The organism is Haloferax volcanii DS2 (genome assembly GCF_000025685.1).
Lineage (GTDB): Archaea > Halobacteriota > Halobacteria > Halobacteriales > Haloferacaceae > Haloferax > Haloferax volcanii.
Map to the genome: position 1 here is coordinate 170909 of NC_013967.1, position 17342 is coordinate 188250.

A 17342-nucleotide genomic window follows, 5' to 3' on the forward strand; every position below is an offset into this window, starting at 1 on the left:
GGTCTGGTCCGAGTTTCTGACTGTTATCTCTCAGCTACTTCCGCATCGGATAGTCCTGCGCGAACACGTCGTCCACGAGGAGGTCGTCGTCGCCCGCGTCGGCGTCCGTCTCCGCCTCGGCCCCGGGGCTGACGCTCCCGGTCCGGTAGCCGTGGAGGTCGAGCGTGACGTGGTCGAAGCCGGCGTCCTTCAGGTGGTCGCGGGCGGCGCGGACGAAGTCGGCGTCGAGGGCGCGGTCGAGTTCCTCCGGCGCGACCTCGATGCGGGCGAGGCCGTCGTGGTCGCGGACGCGGAACTGCTCGAAGCCCCACGTCCGGAGAATCGTCTCCGCGCGCTCGACCCGCGAGAGTCGTTCCTCGGTGACTTCGAGGCCGGTCGGAATCCGCGAGGAGAGACAGGCCATCGAGGGCTTGTCTGCGACCGACAGGTCGTAGTCGTCGGCGATGGCGCGGACCTCCTCTTTCGTGATGCCGTGGGCCAAAAGCGGCGACAGCACCTCTAACTCCTCGACGGCGCGGAGGCCGGGGCGGTGACCCTCGCCGGGGTCCGAGGCGTTGGTTCCGTCGCAGACGGCCTCGATGCCGCGGTCGCGGGCGGCCTCGTACATCCGGCCGAGGCGCATCGTCCGGCAGTGGTAACACCGGTCGTCGTCGTTGGCGACGAAGTCGGGGTTGTCCAACTCGGAGAACTCGACGGTCAGGTGTTCGATGCCGATTTCCTCGGCGACGCGCTTCGCGTCGTCCAACTCGGCGTCCGGCAGGGTCTCGCTTTTCGCGGTGCAGGCGACCGCGTCGTCACCGAGCGCCTCGTGGGCGAGTGCGGCGACCACGCTGGAGTCCACGCCGCCCGAAAAGGCGATGAGGACGCTCTCGCGCTCCGCGAGCGCCTCGCGTACTGCGTCGGCCTTCGCCGCGACGTCTCGCTCGCTCATGGCCTCCTTTCCCGGCCGACGGGCAAAAGCCCCTCGCCCCCGGCGCGAACGACCGCGAAGGGCGCACGCGCCGTCGAATCGGCCGCGACGGGCGCTCCCGCGTCGACGCGACCCGCCCGTCGTCCCGGAGTCACCACCCCGCGACTTTTTGTCCTATGCCGCGATAGGTCCGCCCGAATGGACTTCGAGACCATCCCGGGCGTCGGCGAGAAGACGGCCGCCGCGCTCGCGGAACTCGACGACGCCGAGCGAGCGCTCACCGACGGCGACGTGGCGGCGCTCGCGCGGGCACCGGGACTCACGGAGGGGAGGGCGGCGGCCATCGCCCGCGGCGCGATTCGCCGCGACCACGACGACCCCGGCGGCTTCCTCGCCACCGACCGCGCCTCGGAAATCTACCGCGACGCGCTCGGTCTCTTGCAGGCGCGGACGGTCACGACGTACGCCGAGAAGCGACTGGAGACGCTGTTTCCCACCGGGTCGGCCCCGCGCATCGAGGAGGTCCGGGCGTTCGCCGCCGACGCGACCGACCTCGACCCCGACCCGGACGTGCTCGCGGCGCTGTCGGGCGTCGAACCCCTCGCGGACCCGACGCCGCGTCGCGTCCGCGAGCGCTGTATCGCCACCGCCGACGCGGAGCGCTACGCCGCCGCCAAGGAGGCGTTTCCCGAACTCTCAATCGAGGTCGTCGAAGACGGCCGCGACATCGCCGAACTCGCGCGGTCGTACTCGACGGTGGTCGTGTTGGACGAGTCGTTCGCCGGCATCGACGTGGACGGTGACGTGCGCGTCCTCCCCGACGCCGCCGAGCGGACCGACGAGGTCGTCCCCGAGCGACTGCTGGCCTTCTTCGCCGCGAACCGCGAGGCCTTGGAGGCGGCCGCCGCGGTCCACGAAGTGGCCGAACTCGACCCGCCCTGCGACCTCGCCGCCCTCCGCGACGTCCTGTCCCGACTGGCGGACGACGGGACCGTCCTCGGAGACGACGAACTCGAACGCCTCTCGAACGCGGTGGACGACCTCGACACCGCCGTCTCGACCGCCGAATCGGTCGCCAACGACCGCCTCCGCGACGTGATTCGCGAGCGCGACGTGACCATCGAGGGGACCGACTTCCTGTCGCTCGTCGAGCAGGGCGCGCGCGTCGACTCCCTGCTGTCGCGCGAACTCGAAGACGAGTTCGACGAGGCGCTTTCGGCCGCCCGCGACCACCTCGTGGAGTCGCTGTCGCTGCGCCCCGGCGAGGCCGACCTCACGGAGCGGGTGTTTCCCGACGACCCGTCGTTCCCGCTCGGCCACGACGAGGAGGCGGTCGGCCGCCTCCGAACCGAACTGAAGGCCGCCCGCGACCGCCGCGCCGCGAAGTTGAAAGCCGGCCTCGCCGCCGACCTCGGCGACCTGCGCGACCCCGTCGAGACGCTGGTCCGCGACGCGCTCGAACTCGACGTGCGCCTCGCCGTCTCGCGGTTCGCCCGCGATTTCGACTGCGTCTTCCCCGAGTTCACCGGCGCGGCCGGGGACGACGGTGCCGGCTCGTTCGCCATCGAGGCCGGCCGCTCGCCCCTCCTCGACGTGGACTTCTCGGACGTCGACCCCGTGGACTACGAGGTGTCGGGCGTCACGCTCCTCTCGGGCGTCAACAGCGGGGGCAAGACCTCGACGCTCGACCTCGTGGGGCTCGTCGTCGTCCTCGCGCACATGGGGCTTCCCGTCCCCGCCGAGTCGGTCCGCCTCTCGCGGTTTTCCGAACTCCACTACTACGCCAAGTCGCAGGGAACGCTCGACGCCGGCGCGTTCGAGAGCACCCTCCGCGACTTCGCGGCGCTCACCGACGGCGCGGCCGACCGCCTCGTCCTCGTGGACGAACTGGAGAGCATCACCGAACCCGGCGCGTCGGCCAAAATCATCGCCGGCATCCTCGAAGAACTCGCGGAACAGGGCGCGGCGGCCGTGTTCGTCTCCCACCTCGCCGGCGGCATCCGCGAGGCGGCGGACGTGTCGGTCGCGGTCGACGGCATCGAGGCCGTCGGACTGGAAGACGGCGAACTCGTCGTCAACCGCTCGCCCGTGAAGGACCATCTGGCGCGTTCGACCCCGGAACTCATCGTGGAGAAACTGGCCGGCGAGAACGAGACGAGTTTCTACGGGCGACTGCTGGAGAAGTTCGACTGACGCGGCCGCCAGCGCCAACACACGATTTATCTTAACACGCCGACAACTCCGCCCGTGCCCTCCGACTCGCTCTCCCCCGAGGAACGACAGCAGTACGACCTCGTCTACCACGCCACGAAGAACGCCATCTGGGACGTGCTCGGGACCGCGGTCTACGTGTTATTTCTGGTGTTCGGCGGGTTCCTCGTGCTGTTCGTCTTCGTACTTCCGGCGCTTAGTGCGCTCTCGCAGACCGGCGGAACGCCGGTCGTCCTCGGCGTCGGCGCGGTCGGACTGATTCTGTTCGTCGCCATCGGCTACCGAATCGTCCGGCTCCTTCAGTAAGTGACGTATCGGCTCGCGAGTTCCCACCGAACCGTGGCGACGACGCCGACCGCGCCGAGCAGTACGGCGACGAGCGAGCCGACCGTCGTCGGGGCGGTGTAGTCGGTGGTCGCGTCGAACTCGAACGCGTAGTAGTTCCCGTCACGCTCGACGAGTCCCGGGAGATTTCCGGGGTCGTCTTCGAACCGAAGCACTTCGCCGGCGAGGGCGCGGTCCACGGCCCGCTGCTCAGACTGCGAGAGTTCGCTGTACAGCGGGGGAACCGTCTCCGGCGTTTCCGACAGTTGCTGCTCGTAGCGATAGCTGTAGTCCTCGTCGGCGGCGAAACCGAACCCGAGCACGCCCCCCCCGACGAGCGCGAGCGAGACGAGCAGCGCGGTGAGCTGTGCGCGAGTTGCCATGGCTCCGCATCTATTGTTGTGAAATTAACTATTGTGGCTCAACTCCTGATGGGCTGTCGGTCCACGGGGCACACAGAAACGACGACGCCCGTCCGCCCCCCGTCGGACGCCGCCGCGGTAAACGATTAAGTCCCCCGCGCGTGGTACTTTACTCGATGAGGGAGGACCCCGAAGAGGGGATGCTGTCGTGGGACGAGACGGTGTTCCGCGACGAACACGTCTTCGAAATCGACCACGTTCCGGAGACGTTCAACCACCGCGAGAGCCAACTGCGGAGCCTGAAGTACGCGCTTCGGCCCGCGGTCCGCGGCTCTCGCCCCCTGAACACGATGGTGCGTGGGCCGCCGGGGACGGGCAAGACCACCGCGGTCCAGAAGCTGTTCGGCGAGTTGGGCACGCAGTCGGGCGTCCGGACCGTCCGGGTGAACTGCCAGGTCGACTCGACGCGCTACGCGGTGTTCTCGCGCGTCTTCGAGCACATCTTCGAGTACGAACCCCCGTCGTCGGGCATCTCGTTCAAGAAACTGTTCGGCCAGATAACCGACCGCCTCGTCGAGGACGACGAGGTGCTCGTCGTCGCGCTCGACGACGTGAACTACCTGTTCTACGAGAACGAGGCCTCCGACACGCTCTACTCGCTGCTGCGCGCCCACGAGGCGCACTCCGGCGCGCGCATCGGCGTCATCATCATCTCGTCTGACCTCTCGCTCGACGTCATCGACGAACTCGACGGGCGCGTCCAGAGCGTCTTCCGGCCCGAGGAGGTGTTCTTCCCCCGCTACGACGTGGACGAAATCGTCGATATCCTCCGCGGGCGGTCGAAACGCGGCTTCCACGAGGACGTTATCGGCGCGCCCGAACTCGACCAGGTCGCGGAGTTCACCGCCGATAGTGGCGACCTCCGGGTCGGCATCGACCTGCTCCGTCGCGCGGGCCTCCACGCCGAGATGCGCGCCTCCCGAACCGTCGACATGGAGGACGTGGAGGCCGCCTACGACAAGTCGAAGTACGTCCACCTCTCGCGGTGTCTGCAAGGGCTTTCGGACCCCGAGCGCGAACTCGTCCGGGTCGTCGCCGAGTACGACGGCGAGCGCGCCGGCGCGGTGTACGACGCGTTCAACGAGGCGACCGGCCTCGGCTACACGCGCTACTCCGAACTCGTGAACAAACTGGACCAACTGGGCGTCATCGAGGCCCGATACACCGAAATCGAGGGACGCGGTCGCACCCGCGCCATCTCGCTCGCCTACGACGCGGACGCGGTCTTGGACCGCCTCTGAGGGCGTCTCGCCCGCCCCGTTTCAGGACAATTTTTACTCGCCGGCCGAGTCGGATGAGCCATGAAGACTACCGGCGGAACCGACGCGCAGAAGCGCCGCGCCGCGGCGGCGGCGGTCGAAGCGGTCGAAGACGGGGCCGTCGTCGGGCTCGGCACCGGCAGCACCACCGCGTTCGCCATCCGCGCCATCGGCGACCGCGTCGCCGACGGCCTCGACGTCCGGGGCGTCCCGACCTCCTTCGCGGCCCGCGAACTCGCCCGCGAGTGCGGCATCCCCGTCGTCGACCTCGACGAGGTGGACGCTGTCGACCTCGCAATCGACGGGGCCGACCAGGTTGCGCTCGCGGACAGCGCGCTCGTCAAGGGCGGCGGCGCGGCCCACGCCCGCGAGAAAGTGGTCGACGCCTTCGCCGACCGGTTCCTCGTCGTCGCCGACCCCTCGAAAATCGCGGAAACGCTCTCGCACGCCGTCCCCGTCGAGGTGCTCCCGTCGGCGCGAACGACCGTCGCGGCGGGCGTCTCGGACCTCGGCGGCGAGGCGACGCTCCGCCGCGCCGAGCGGAAGGACGGCCCCGTCGTCACCGACAACGGAAATCTCGTCCTCGACTGCGAGTTCGGCGCGATTCCGAACCCCGAGTCGCTCGCGACCGATCTCGCGTCGCTCCCCGGCGCGGTCGAACACGGTCTGTTCGTCGGCCTCGCGGACGCGGTCTACGTCGGCACCGACGACGGCGTGGAAGTCACTGAACTCTGACTCGATTGGTCCGGCGCTCGAACGGAATCCGGCAGACCGAGTGGTCCGACGCTCGAACGTCCCACCTCGACCGCCCCGGCTCACGGGGCGGGTCGCTTTCTCTGAGAGACACAACCGGCGCTCTTCGGTCGGCGATAAAAGAACGAGAGGTCTAAAGACCGAGTTTACAGGTCGCGGGGCTGGACCGTCTTACGGTCGTTCTGCTCAGCGCGGCGAGCAGCGTCTTCGAGAAGCTCCTTGACTTCCTCGTCGAGAGCGTCGTAGAAGTCCGAGGCCACGTTCTTGTCCTTGAGCGCTTCCTTGACGGCTGCCTTGACAATGAGGTCTGCCATACAGGATGTCCTACCGATTCTCCTTTAATAAACTTTCCTATATTGGACGTTAATACCGCCGGATTTGGGGGTTATGGCGCTTCTATGAGGACGGATTTACCGGGAACAATCTCCACTTATATATGCTTTATCCCCGAGAGCTCGGAACGACGGGTATGAGTACGCCTCGGGCCAACGTGCGGCCATGCGCGACATCTTGGAGGCGGTCGCGGACGGTTCGCTCTCGCCCGCCGAGGCCGAGGTACGACTCTCCGGGTACGCGACGACCGACGCCGGGCGGTTCGACGCCGCCAGGGAGACGCGGCGCGGCGTCCCCGAAGCGATTCTCGCGGAGGGAAAAACGCCCGACGAGACGGCCACGCTGGCCGTCGCGGCGGTCGAGACCAGCGGTCGTGCGCTCGTCACCCGCGCCGACACCGCCCACGCCGAGGCCGTCGCCGACGCGCTCCCGGACGCCGACATCGACCGCGACGCCCGGGCGAAGACGGTCGTCGCGGCCGCGCCGGAGTTCGAGCGCCCCGACCTCGACGCGACCGTCGCCATCGCCACCGGCGGCACCTCCGACGCCGAGGCCGCGGGCGAGGCGGCCGCGGTCCTCCGCGAGATGGGCGTGGACGTCGAGCGAATCGAAGACGTGGGCGTCGCCCACCTCGGGCGCGTGCTCGACAACCTCGACACGCTCCGCGAGGCCGACGTGGTCGTCGTCGCCGCCGGCCGCGAGGGCGCGCTGCCGACCGTCGTCGCCGGCCTCGTCGACACGCCCGTCATCGGCCTGCCCGTCTCGACGGGCTACGGCCACGGCGGCGACGGCGAGGCGGCCGTCCTCGGGATGCTCCAGTCGTGTACCGTCCTCTCCGCGGTGAACGTCGACGCCGGCTACATCGCCGGCGCGCAGGCCGGACTCATCGCCCGCGCGGTCGCTGACGCCCGCGACGACGACGCCTGACCGGGCGCAGTCTGTCCCCCGTCGTCGCCCACGTCTGTCCCCTCGTGGTCGTGCGCGATTTCGCGTGCGTACGCACACGCGCGAAGCCCTCATATGGGTGGGGGACTGTGTATCACACACCGGCTTGGTGGCTGCCGGACCGCAACAATGCCAGTCTGTGACCACTGCGGGTCACACGTCTCCGAGCGCTTCGCACGCGTGTTCGCCGACAAGAACGGGCAGGTTCTCGCCTGTCCCAACTGCTCGGCGAACGCGGGTATCGCGGAGGTCGCTCGACAGCGTGCCCGCACTGCATGACCACTGAAGCGACAAAAGACCACCACGCGAAGCCAACTCCTCGTGCGCGAGGTCGGGCGCAGGGTTCATACCCGCGCCCCTGAACCATTCTCTCGTGCACTTCGTCTACGTCATCGAGTGTAACGACGGCTCGCTGTACACCGGCTACACGACCGACGTGGAGCGACGCGTCGCGGAACACGACGCGGGCGAGGGAGCGAAGTACACCCGCGGTCGGACCCCGGTCGAACTCGTCCACGTCGAGGAGTTCGACTCGAAGTCGGCCGCGATGTCCCGCGAGTACGAGATTAAACAGCTCCGCCGCCGGGAGAAACAGCGACTCGTCGAGTCGTGAGCGCTTCTCCTCCCCGTCGGCTCGTAACGTAGTTTTTTGCTCCACCGCGGAGTGGTGCGCGTATGGACGAAATCTCATTCGGGACCGACGGGTGGCGCGCCACGCTGGACACGTTCACCGACGACCGGGTCCGCGTCGTCGGACAGGCGGTCGCGGACTACCTCGCCGACGAGGGCTTCACCGCGCCGGTGCTGGTCGGCTACGACGCCCGCGAGACCTCCCCCGGCTTCGCGGAGTCGCTCGCGGAGGTCGTCGCCGGCAACGGCTTCGACGTGCTCCTGCCGGAGCGCGACTGCCCGACCCCGCTCGTCGCCTACGCCATCGCCGACCGCGGCCTCTCGGGGGCGCTCATGGTCACGGCCTCGCACAACCCGCCGGAGTACAACGGCGTGAAGTTCATCCCCTCGGACGGCGCGCCGGCGCTCCCCGACGTGACCGACGCGGTCGCCGAGCGACTCGCTGAACCGGACCTCCTCCCCGAGTCCGAGCGCGGCACCATCGAGCGCGTCGACGTGGTCTCGCCGCACGCCGACCACGCGATGGACCTCGTCGGCGACGACCTCTCGGACCTGACGGTCGTCTACGACGCCATGCACGGCAGCGGCCGCGGCGTCACCGACGCGCTCCTCGAAGCCGCCGGCGCGGAGGTCGTCCGCCTGCGCTGTGAGCGCGACGCCGACTTCGGCGGCATCTCGCCGGAGCCCTCCGCGGAGAACCTCGGCGGCCTCGCCGAGGCGATGGCCGAACACGACGCGGACCTCGGGGTCGCCAACGACGGCGACGCCGACCGCATCGGCATCGCCACGCCCGACCGCGGCGTCCTCGACGAGAACCTCTTTTTCGCCGCCGTCTACGACTACCTGCTCGAATCCGACTCCGGTCCGGCCATCCGGACCGTCTCGACCACGTTCCTCATCGACCGCATCGCCGAGGCGCACGGCGAGGAGGTGTTCGAGACCGCGGTCGGCTTCAAGTGGGTCGCAGACGGCATGCGCGAACACGACGCGCTCATGGGCGGCGAGGAGTCCGGCGGCTTCTCGGTCCGCGGGCACGTCCGCGAGAAGGACGGCGTCCTCATGGGCCTGCTCGCGGCCGCCGCGACCGCCGAGGAGGACTTCGACGCCCGCCTCGACCGCATCGAGGCCGAACACGGCGACATCGTCGCCGACAAGATAAGCGTCGCCTGCCCCGACGCCGAGAAGGCGCGCGTCATCGACGACCTCGAAGACGTACTTCCGGAGACGGTCGCCGGCCGCGATATCGCCAAGGTCGTCACGCTCGACGGCTTCAAACTCCTCTTAGACGACGGTTCGTGGCTCCTCGTCCGCCCCTCGGGGACGGAGCCGAAGATGCGCGTCTACGCCGAAGCCGGGAGCGAAGACGCGGTCTCGACGCTCCTCGAAGCCGGCCGCGAACTCGTCGAACCGCTCGTCTGAGCGGGCGGTTCAGGGCTCTCGTCTCTCTTCTTCGTCGCCGACCGGTCTGACGACCCCGCGGTACGCCGGCGTGAAAAGCGGGAGCGTCTCCGCGTGCTCGGTCAGCGAGACGCCGTCGCCCCCGGACTCGACGAGGTCCGCGGCCTGAAGCTTCGGCAGGTGGACGTGAACGATGCCGACCTCCGCCTGCTGGACGACCTGCACGTCGACCTCGTCGGGCGGGAGGTCGGTCGTCCGAACCGCGAGGGCGACCGCGAGGTCCCAGACCGACGCCGGCTCCGACCGGTCGTGGAGGTACTCCAGCACGTAGCGGCGCGACGGGTCCGCGAGCGCGTCGAACACGCGGTCCCAGTCGGTCAGGATACGGTCGCTCCGGTCTCGGTGTGCCATGGGCCTTGACTCCCTAGCGCTTGACGACCGGCGGCTAAATCTGTGTCGATTGTTAACTCTCAACATCCGCGGCGGCGCGGCCGTCACTCGTCGCGCAGGACGCCGCGAAACCGCCCCTCGTCGTCGCTTCGGTCCTCGATGTCGAATCCGAGCGACTCGTAGAACGGCTTGACGCCCCCGTCGAAGTCGACGACGAGTCGGCCCCGGCGGTCGAGCGCCGCACGGACGAGTTGGGTTCCGACCCCCCGGCCGCGGCGACTCGGGGAGACGGCTACGGCCTCGATATAGTCGCCGTCGAGCGCCAGCGCGCCGACGACCCGGCCGGACGCCTCCGCGACGAGGCAGTCGCCGGCGGCCAGTCGGTCGCGGATTTCGCCCGCGTCGGCTTCGAGCAGTCCGGCGTCGAGGACGCGCATCACGGCCACCAGTTCGTCGGGGTCGCCCTCGCGGACGCGGGCTCCGCCGGTCTCACGGTCTCTCTCGGTGTCTTCCATACCGCCGACTACCCGCCTTTGATGAGGCGGAGCACCTTCACGCGGTCGACTTCGACGGACTGGTCTTCGGGGACGGGGCGGCCGTCGACGAGGACGGTCACCTCGTGGGGGCTGAGGTCCACCGCCCGCACGAGGTCCGCGTAGGTCCCGTCGTCGTCGACGGCGACCTCGCTGGTCTCCTCGCCGACGACCTCGACGGTCACGTTCATGGTCGCTCGTGGGTCGGGCGCGGGTTTCAGTCCGTCGGCTCGGCGTCGGCCGGGGGCGGTCTCCGTCTCGCACGGTTTATGTGCGGGGCGGTCGGTAGAACGGATATGAGCGAGGCCGCGGAGTCGGGCGACGCCCCGGCGGGTCGTGAAATCTGGATCGAGAAGTACCGACCGCAGACCTTCGACGACGTCTACGGGCAGGACGACATCGTCGAGCGCCTGCGCAGCTACATCGAGCGCGACGACCTGCCGCACCTCCTGTTCGCGGGGCCGGCGGGCGTCGGCAAGACCACCTCCGCGACGGCCATCGCCCGCGCCATCTACGGCGACGACTGGCGCGGCAACTTCCTCGAACTCAACGCCTCCGACGAGCGCGGTATCGACGTGGTCCGCGACCGCATCAAGAACTTCGCGCGCTCGTCGTTCGGCGGTCACGACTACCGCGTCATCTTCCTCGACGAGGCCGACTCGCTGACGAACGACGCGCAGTCGGCGCTCCGCCGGACGATGGAGCAGTTCTCCGACAACACGCGCTTCATCCTCTCGTGTAACTACTCCTCGAAGATTATCGACCCCATCCAGTCGCGCTGCGCGGTGTTCCGGTTTTCCCCGCTCGGCGACGACGCCATCGCGGAGCAGGTCCGCGACATCGCCGCCGCCGAGGACATCGAGGTCACGGAAGACGGCCTCGACGCGCTGGTCTACGCCGCCGGCGGCGACATGCGCCGCGCCATCAACTCCCTTCAGGCCGCCGCGACGACCGGCGAGGTCGTCGACGAGGAGGCCGTCTACATGATTACCTCGACGGCCCGCCCCGAGGACATCGAGGAGATGGTCCGGGCCGCCATCGACGGCGAGTTCACGGCCGCGCGCAAGCAGTTAGAGACGCTCATCGTCGACACCGGGATGGCCGGCGGCGACATCATCGACCAGCTTCACCGCTCGGTCTGGGAGTTCGACCTCGACGAGCGCGACGCCGTCCGCCTCATGGAGCGCATCGGCGAGGCCGACTACCGCATCTCCGAGGGCGCGAACGAGCAGGTCCAACTCGAAGCGCTCCTCGCGTCGCTCGCGCTCTCGCAGAACTGAACGCAGGACACTGCACCGGTCGTTTCGACGCCGCGGTCTCCGGTCTCTCCACTCGTTTTCGCGTCTGTCACGCCCGGAACTCGAAGCGCGCGCCGCCCGCCGTTCCGGAGGTCACGATGGCCGACCAGCCGTGGGCCTCGGCGATGGATTGGACGATGGCCAGCCCGTAGCCGATGCCGTCCTCGCCGGTCGTCTCGCCCGGTTCGAACACCTCGTCGCGGCGCTCGGGCTCGATGCCGGGGCCGTCGTCTTCGACGTAGAAGCCGCCGTCGACGCCGCCGACCTCGACGCGCACGTCGCGGCCGTCGTGTTCGACGGCGTCGTCGGGAGTATCCCGACTGCCCGTCGAGCCGTGCTCGACGGCGTCACCAGACGCAGTCTGGTTGCCCGTGGAACCATGTTCGACGGCGTTCCGAAACAGATTGGAAAGCAGTTCGGCGAGGCGGTCCTCGTCGGCGTCGACGACGACCGACTGGCTGGTGACCAACTCGGCGTCGCCGGTATCGGTGGTCGCCCACGCCTGCCGGGCGACCGCCCCGAGGTCGACGCGCTCCGTCTCGTCGACCAGTTGGCCGCGGCGAGCGAGCGACAGCAGGTCGTCGATGAGTTCTTCCATCTGTTCGAGCGCCCGCTCGGCGGTGTCGAACCGCACCTCGTCGCCGGTCTCGCGGGCCAGTTCGAGGTTCCCGCGGGCGACCGAAAGCGGGTTGCGAAGGTCGTGGCTCACGATGTTCGCGAACTCTTCGAGGCGCTCGTTCTGTCGCTCTAGCTCGCTTTCGCGGGTCTTCCGCTCCGTGATGTCGGTGTAGATGGCGTACCCCGCCCCGCGCTCCTCGCCGGGCGACAGCGGGACGACGTTCAGGATGAACTCGCGGACGCCGCCGTCGGTCCGGCGGCGGACCTCCCCGCGGTAGCTCTCGCCGGTGGCGACGAGGAGTTCGGGGATGGTCTCGTCGGCCCCCGGTTCCGGCACCGGGTCCGGGTCCGGCTCCGGCGGGACGATTCGCCCGAGGAGGTCGCTGCCGACCACGTCGTCGGCGTCGTAGCCGAACGCCGACTGGAACGCCCGATTCACGTCGCGAACGGTGACCGCGCCGGCTTCCACGTCGTAGGCGACGGCGGCGTCGGAGACGTGTTCGAACAGCGCCGTCGAGCGGTCGCGCTCCTCGCGGAGCCGCGACTCGGCGCGGATGCGCTCGGCCGTGACCGCGACGTGCGCCATGAGGAGTTCGGCCAGTTCGGCGTCGCGCTCGTCGAACGCGCCGGGGGTGAACGTGGTCGCCTGAAAGACGCCGAGGTCCCCGATGGGGACGCTCAGGACCGCGCGGTACATCCGCTTGACCGGCCTGGCCTCGGGGTGGTTGCGCACGTCGTCGGTGATGTCCGTGTTCCCCGACAGGTACACCTCGGCCGCGATGCCGCCGTCGTCGAGCGGGACGCGCTCCGCGCCGTCGGCCGGCGCGTCCGACGAGATAGCCGCCGGAACGATGTAGCCGTCCTCGACGACGCCCACGTAGCTGATGTCGAACTCGAGGATGTCGTCGGTGATTTCGACGGTCTGTTCGAACAGTTCGTCGAGGCTCGTCGCCGCGGCCAGTTCGGTGGCTCCTCGGTGGAGTCGCTCTATCTGCTCGCGGCTCTTTCTGACGGCGGCTTCGGACTCGATGCGGCTCCGCGTCTCGGAGACGTAGGACACGAGGAGTTCGGCCAGCGTGAGGTCGGTCTCGTCGTACGCGCCGACCTCGTTGGAGATGGCCTGAAACACGCCGTCGTCGCCCAGCGGGACGCTCACCGCCGAGCGGTACGCGGGGTCGTCGGGGTCGGCCACGGGGTGGTCGCGCACGTCGTCCACGAGAAACGAGCGTTTGGTCCGGTGCGTCTCCCCGAGCAGGCCCGTGTCCGAGGGAATCGGCCCCGTCCCGGCCATATCGTCGTTGTTGGCGGCGACGTAGAAGCTGTCCCCGTCGTGGACGAAAAACGAGGTGTTGTCGAACTCGAGGATGTGCTCCGTGAGGCCGATGGCGCGCTCGTAGAGTTCGTCGACCGTCCCGGCCGTGATGAGGTCCGTCGTCCCCTCGTAGAGCCGCTTGAGCCGGTCCCACTCGGCGTCGTTTCGGGCCAGCGCCACCTCCTCGGCGTCTCTGTCGGCGGTCGATGCGAGCACCCATCGAACCTGCGATTCGAGCCCGGAGCGGTCGCCGCGGCTGACGTAGGCGTCGAATCGGGCCGGCCGCTCGACGGCCTCGGGCGACACCTCGGTGTACAGAATCGTCGGCACGTCGCGGGGTATCTCGGCGTCCGGGTCCGTGACGACGACGCACGCCGCGTCGCTCGGGTCGTTCTCGTCACTCGCTGACGCCACCGTGACCCCGTCGCCGAGGGCGATATCGTCGAAGTCGTCGTCCACGAAAACCGTTGGGTCCGTCGCGTGCACGGCAGTCCCCCTACTGGAGGGCGACGAGAACTATAATCGTTGCGGCATGTTCTCAATGAGCAAGAACACGCCGCGAGCGGTCCGATTCGGCGGCGCGGCGCTTTGACCTCGCCGGATTCCTCAGTTTAGCGACCAGAACCCGTAGTTGAGCGCGGCGGCGAAGCACGTCCACAGGAGGTAGGGGACGAGGAGGGCGGCGGCGCGCCGATTGACGGCGGCGAACTCGCGCGTCGTCGCCAGAATCGCCGCGAGGAGGACGACGATGACGGCGAGGCCGACCGCGGGCGACCGCAGTCCGAAGAACGCCGCGGACCACGCGACGTTGACGACGAGGTGGCCGACGAAGACGGCGAGCGCCCGCTCGCGGCGGGGGTGGTCGCGCCGGGAGACGAGCCACGCGGCGACGCCCATGAGGGTAAACAGCGTCACCCAGACCGGGCCGAACACCCAGTTCGGCGGGGCGAACCACGGGCGGGCGAGCGTCGCGTACCACGACCCCGCGTCGGTGACGGTGAAGACACTCCCGAGCGCGCCTGCGAGTTGCGCGAGGGCGACCCACGCGAGCAGTTCGACCGCCGGTCGCCGCCGGAGCGAAGCGAGTTTCATACTCTTCGTTCGCTCGGGTGGGAAATGAACGACGCGGCCCGTGCGGGCGAAATTGTGGGGAATCGGGCGTCTGCGTCCATCTCCCGGAACTGTTTTACCCGACGGTAGACCAGAGTTTGGCAATGAGCGAACTCGAAGCGGAGTACCGCCTCGACTACTTCGAGGAGGAGGGCTTCTACCGGAAGCAGTGCCCCGTGACGGGGGTCCACTTCTGGACACGAGACCCCGACCGCGAGACTTGCGGCGAACCGCCCGCCGACGACTACACCTTCATCGACAACCCCGGCTTCGACGAGGAGTACACCCTCGAAGAGATGCGCGAGAAGTTCCTCTCCTTCTTCGAGGAACACGACCACGAGCGCATCGACCCCTACCCGGTCGCCGCGAACCGCTGGCGCGACGACGTGCTCTTGACGCAGGCCTCTATCTACGACTTCCAGCCACTCGTCACGTCCGGCGAGACGCCGCCGCCGGCCAACCCGCTGACCGTCTCCCAACCCTGCATCCGGATGCAGGACATCGACAACGTGGGCAAGACCGGTCGCCACACGATGGCGTTCGAGATGATGGCCCACCACGCGTTCAACGCCCGCGAGGAGGCCGGCGACAAGTACGCTTACGAGGGCGAGGTCTACTGGAAGGACGAGACGGTCCGCCTCTGCGACGAGTTCTTCGAGTCGCTCGGCGCTGACATCTCCGAAATCACCTACATCGAGGACCCGTGGGTCGGCGGCGGCAACGCCGGTCCGGCCTTCGAGGTGCTCTACCGCGGTGCCGAACTCGCCACCCTCGTCTTCATGTCGATGAAGCAGGACCCCGACGGCGACTACGAACTCAAGGACGGCAACACCTACTCGCCGATGGACACCTACATCGTCGACACGGGCTACGGGCTCGAACGGTGGACGTGGGTGTCGCAGGGGACGCCGACGGTGTACGAGGCCGTCTACCCCGACATGATCGAGTTCCTCAAGGACAACGTCGGCATCGAACACACCGACGAGGAGGAGGAACTCATCCACCGCGCGGCGAAGCTCTCGGGCCACCTCGACATCGACGAAATCGACGACCTCGCCACCGCGCGCGCCGAAGTCGCGGGCGAACTCGGCGTCGACGAGGCCGAACTCACTTCGCTGCTCCGCCCGCTCGAAGACATCTACGCCATCGCGGACCACTGCCGAACCCTCGCGTACATGTTCGGCGACGGCATCGTCCCCTCGAACGTCGGGACGGGCTACCTCGCCCGTATGGTCCTCCGGCGCACCAAGCGCCTCGTGGACAACCTCGGCGTGGACGCCCCGCTCGACGAACTCGTGGACATGCAGGCCGAGCGCCTCGACTACCAGAACCGCGACACCATCCGCGACATCGTCCGCAGCGAGGAGCGCAAGTACAGAAAGACGCTCGAACGCGGCTCCCGTAAGGTCCAGCAGCTCGCCGACGACTACGCCGACACGGACGAGCCCATCCCGCTCGACGAGCTCATCGAGCTGTACGACTCCCACGGCATCCAGCCCGACATGGTGCAGGACATCGCGGAAGAGCGCGGCGCGACCGTCGACATCCCCGACGACTTCTACTCGCTCGTCGCCGACCGCCACGAGCAGGTCGACGGCGAGGGCGAGGCCGACGAGCGCGACGACCGCCTCGGCGACCTGCCGGCGACGGACAAGCTCTACTACGACGACCAGGAACGCACCGAGTTCGAGGCCGTCGTCCTCGACGTGTTCGAGCGCGAGGAGGGCTACGACGTGGTCCTCGACCAGACGATGTTCTACCCCGAAGGCGGCGGTCAGCCCGCCGACCACGGCTCGCTCGCCACCGACGACACGACGGTCGAAGTGACCGACGTGCAAATCGTGGGCGACGTGGTGCTCCACCGAACCGACGAGGACCCCGGTAAGGGCGAGTTCGTCCGCGGCCAGCTCGACGCCGAGCGCCGCCGTCGGCTCATGCGCCACCACACGGCGACCCACGTCATCGGCCACGCCATCCGGACGGTCCTCGGCGACCACATCCGGCAGGCCGGCGCGTCGAAGGGCGTCGACCGCTCGCGGCTCGACGTGACCCACTACGACCGCATCACCCGCGAGGAGGTCACGCAGATAGAGCGCGTCGCCAACGAAATCGTGATGCGGAACATCCCGGTCAAACAGGAGTGGCCGGACCGCCGCGACGCCGAGAAGAAGTACGGCTTCGACCTCTATCAGGGCGGTATCCCGCCGGGCGAGCAGATTCGCCTCATCCACGTCGGCAGCGACGTGCAGGCCTGCGGCGGCACCCACGTCAAGCGCACCGGCGACATCGGGGCCGTCAAGGTGCTGACGACGGAGCCCGTGCAGGACGGCGTCGAGCGCGTCGTCTTCGCGGCGGGCGACGCGGCCGTCGAGGCCACCCAGCGCACCGAGGACGCGCTGTACGGCGCGGCCGACGTGCTCGACGTGAACCCCGCGGACGTGCCCGAGACGGCAGAGCGCTTCTTCACCGAGTGGAAGGAGCGCGGCAAGACCATCGACCGCCTGAAGACGGAACTCGCCGAGGCGCGCGCCGCGGCGGGGGCCGACGAAATCGACATCGACGGCACGCCCGCCGTCGTCCAGCGCCTCGACGGCGACGCGGACGAACTCCGCGCGACCGCGAACGCGCTGGTCGAAGAGGGGAAGGTCGCCGTTCTCGGCTCCGCCGCGGGCGGCAGCGCCCAGTTCGTCGTCGGCGTCCCCGACGACGTGGGCATCAACGCCGGGCAGGTCGTCGGTCGACTCGCCGGCAAGGTCGGCGGCGGCGGCGGCGGTCCCGCGGACTTCGCGCAGGGCGGCGGCCCCGACGTGGACGCGCTCGACGGCGCGCTCGACGAGGCTCCCGACGTGCTTCGGACGGTCCTGAACGCCTGAGTCGGTCGCGCGACGCCGACGAG

At 69.0% G+C, this 17342-nt stretch carries 18 protein-coding genes; 10 read left to right on the top strand and 8 right to left on the bottom strand.

Features of this window, described 5'->3' with window-relative positions; genetic code table 11:
• Positions 1–34: 34 nt before the first annotated feature.
• Positions 35–931, bottom strand: coding sequence for an ATP-dependent sacrificial sulfur transferase LarE (larE, locus tag HVO_RS05625; protein ID WP_004045304.1), 897 nt, complete (start codon positions 929–931; stop codon positions 35–37).
• Positions 932–1108: 177 nt separating this feature from the next.
• Here larE and HVO_RS05630 point away from each other — a divergent pair, with 177 nt between their 5' ends.
• Together HVO_RS05630 and HVO_RS05635 are read left to right on the top strand one after the other, a co-directional pair.
• A complete protein-coding gene (locus tag HVO_RS05630; protein WP_004045305.1) occupies positions 1109–3103 on the top strand; it encodes a MutS-related protein in 1995 nt (664 codons plus the stop codon).
• 54 nt (positions 3104–3157) lie between these two features.
• Entirely contained in the window at positions 3158–3427 is a 270-nt protein-coding gene (locus tag HVO_RS05635; protein ID WP_004045306.1) for a hypothetical protein, read from the top strand.
• Here HVO_RS05635 and HVO_RS05640 read toward each other — a convergent pair.
• Positions 3421–3828 carry a hypothetical protein gene (locus HVO_RS05640; protein ID WP_004045307.1) on the bottom strand — a complete coding sequence of 136 codons (408 nt, stop codon included), beginning with the start codon at positions 3826–3828 and terminating at the stop codon, positions 3421–3423. The genes HVO_RS05635 and HVO_RS05640 overlap by 7 nt on opposite strands.
• Before the next feature lie 155 nt (positions 3829–3983).
• Between HVO_RS05640 and HVO_RS05645 the strand changes: the two genes are divergently transcribed.
• A complete protein-coding gene (locus tag HVO_RS05645) occupies positions 3984–5108 on the top strand; it encodes an ORC1-type DNA replication protein (RefSeq protein WP_004045308.1) in 1125 nt (374 codons plus the stop codon).
• A 60-nt stretch (positions 5109–5168) separates the two neighbouring features.
• Positions 5169–5861 carry a ribose-5-phosphate isomerase RpiA gene (gene rpiA, locus HVO_RS05650; RefSeq protein WP_004045309.1) on the top strand — a complete coding sequence of 231 codons (693 nt, stop codon included), beginning with the start codon at positions 5169–5171 and terminating at the stop codon, positions 5859–5861.
• 164 nt (positions 5862–6025) lie between these two features.
• Here rpiA and HVO_RS05655 read toward each other — a convergent pair whose 3' ends face one another.
• Positions 6026–6193 carry a DUF1931 family protein gene (locus tag HVO_RS05655; RefSeq protein WP_004045310.1) on the bottom strand — a complete coding sequence of 56 codons (168 nt, stop codon included), beginning with the start codon at positions 6191–6193 and terminating at the stop codon, positions 6026–6028.
• Positions 6194–6377: 184 nt separating this feature from the next.
• On the opposite strand from HVO_RS05655, the gene larB reads away from it, so the two are divergent.
• The 4 genes from larB to HVO_RS05670 all read left to right on the top strand — a co-directional run bounded on the left by larB (position 6378) and on the right by HVO_RS05670 (position 9206).
• Complete coding sequence (larB, locus tag HVO_RS05660; RefSeq protein WP_004045311.1) at positions 6378–7139, top strand: nickel pincer cofactor biosynthesis protein LarB; 762 nt, start codon at positions 6378–6380, stop codon at positions 7137–7139.
• Positions 7140–7286: 147 nt separating this feature from the next.
• Complete coding sequence (locus HVO_RS21625; RefSeq protein ID WP_013035558.1) at positions 7287–7436, top strand: DUF7563 family protein; 150 nt, start codon at positions 7287–7289, stop codon at positions 7434–7436.
• 94 nt (positions 7437–7530) lie between these two features.
• Entirely contained in the window at positions 7531–7770 is a 240-nt protein-coding gene (locus HVO_RS05665; protein WP_004045312.1) for a GIY-YIG nuclease family protein, read from the top strand.
• Positions 7771–7832: 62 nt separating this feature from the next.
• Positions 7833–9206: a phosphoglucomutase/phosphomannomutase family protein gene (locus HVO_RS05670; protein ID WP_004045313.1), complete on the top strand. Its 1374-nt coding sequence runs from the start codon at positions 7833–7835 to the stop codon at positions 9204–9206.
• Positions 9207–9215: 9 nt separating this feature from the next.
• Here the strand turns inward: HVO_RS05670 and HVO_RS05675 are convergent, their stop codons facing one another.
• The 3 genes from HVO_RS05675 to samp2 all read right to left on the bottom strand — a co-directional run bounded on the left by HVO_RS05675 (position 9216) and on the right by samp2 (position 10299).
• Positions 9216–9596: a DUF7344 domain-containing protein gene (locus HVO_RS05675; protein ID WP_004045314.1), complete on the bottom strand. Its 381-nt coding sequence runs from the start codon at positions 9594–9596 to the stop codon at positions 9216–9218.
• A gap of 83 nt (positions 9597–9679) precedes the next feature.
• Positions 9680–10090, bottom strand: a complete 411-nt coding sequence (locus HVO_RS05680; protein ID WP_004045315.1) for a GNAT family N-acetyltransferase — start codon at positions 10088–10090, stop codon at positions 9680–9682.
• A gap of 8 nt (positions 10091–10098) precedes the next feature.
• On the bottom strand, positions 10099–10299 hold the full coding sequence (gene samp2 / locus HVO_RS05685; protein WP_004045316.1) for a ubiquitin-like small modifier protein SAMP2: 201 nt from the start codon (positions 10297–10299) through the stop codon (positions 10099–10101).
• Between the two features lie 105 nt (positions 10300–10404).
• Between samp2 and HVO_RS05690 the strand changes: the two genes are divergently transcribed.
• Complete coding sequence (locus HVO_RS05690) at positions 10405–11388, top strand: replication factor C small subunit (protein ID WP_004045317.1); 984 nt, start codon at positions 10405–10407, stop codon at positions 11386–11388.
• Positions 11389–11455: 67 nt separating this feature from the next.
• Here HVO_RS05690 and HVO_RS05695 read toward each other — a convergent pair whose 3' ends face one another.
• Both HVO_RS05695 and HVO_RS05700 read right to left on the bottom strand, forming a co-directional pair.
• Entirely contained in the window at positions 11456–13795 is a 2340-nt protein-coding gene (locus HVO_RS05695) for a GAF domain-containing protein (protein WP_004045318.1), read from the bottom strand.
• A 147-nt stretch (positions 13796–13942) separates the two neighbouring features.
• On the bottom strand, positions 13943–14428 hold the full coding sequence (locus tag HVO_RS05700; protein ID WP_004045319.1) for a TspO/MBR family protein: 486 nt from the start codon (positions 14426–14428) through the stop codon (positions 13943–13945).
• 122 nt (positions 14429–14550) lie between these two features.
• On the opposite strand from HVO_RS05700, the gene alaS reads away from it, so the two are divergent.
• Positions 14551–17319: an alanine--tRNA ligase gene (gene alaS, locus HVO_RS05705; RefSeq protein WP_004045320.1), complete on the top strand. Its 2769-nt coding sequence runs from the start codon at positions 14551–14553 to the stop codon at positions 17317–17319.
• The last annotated feature ends 23 nt before the right edge of the window (positions 17320–17342 follow it).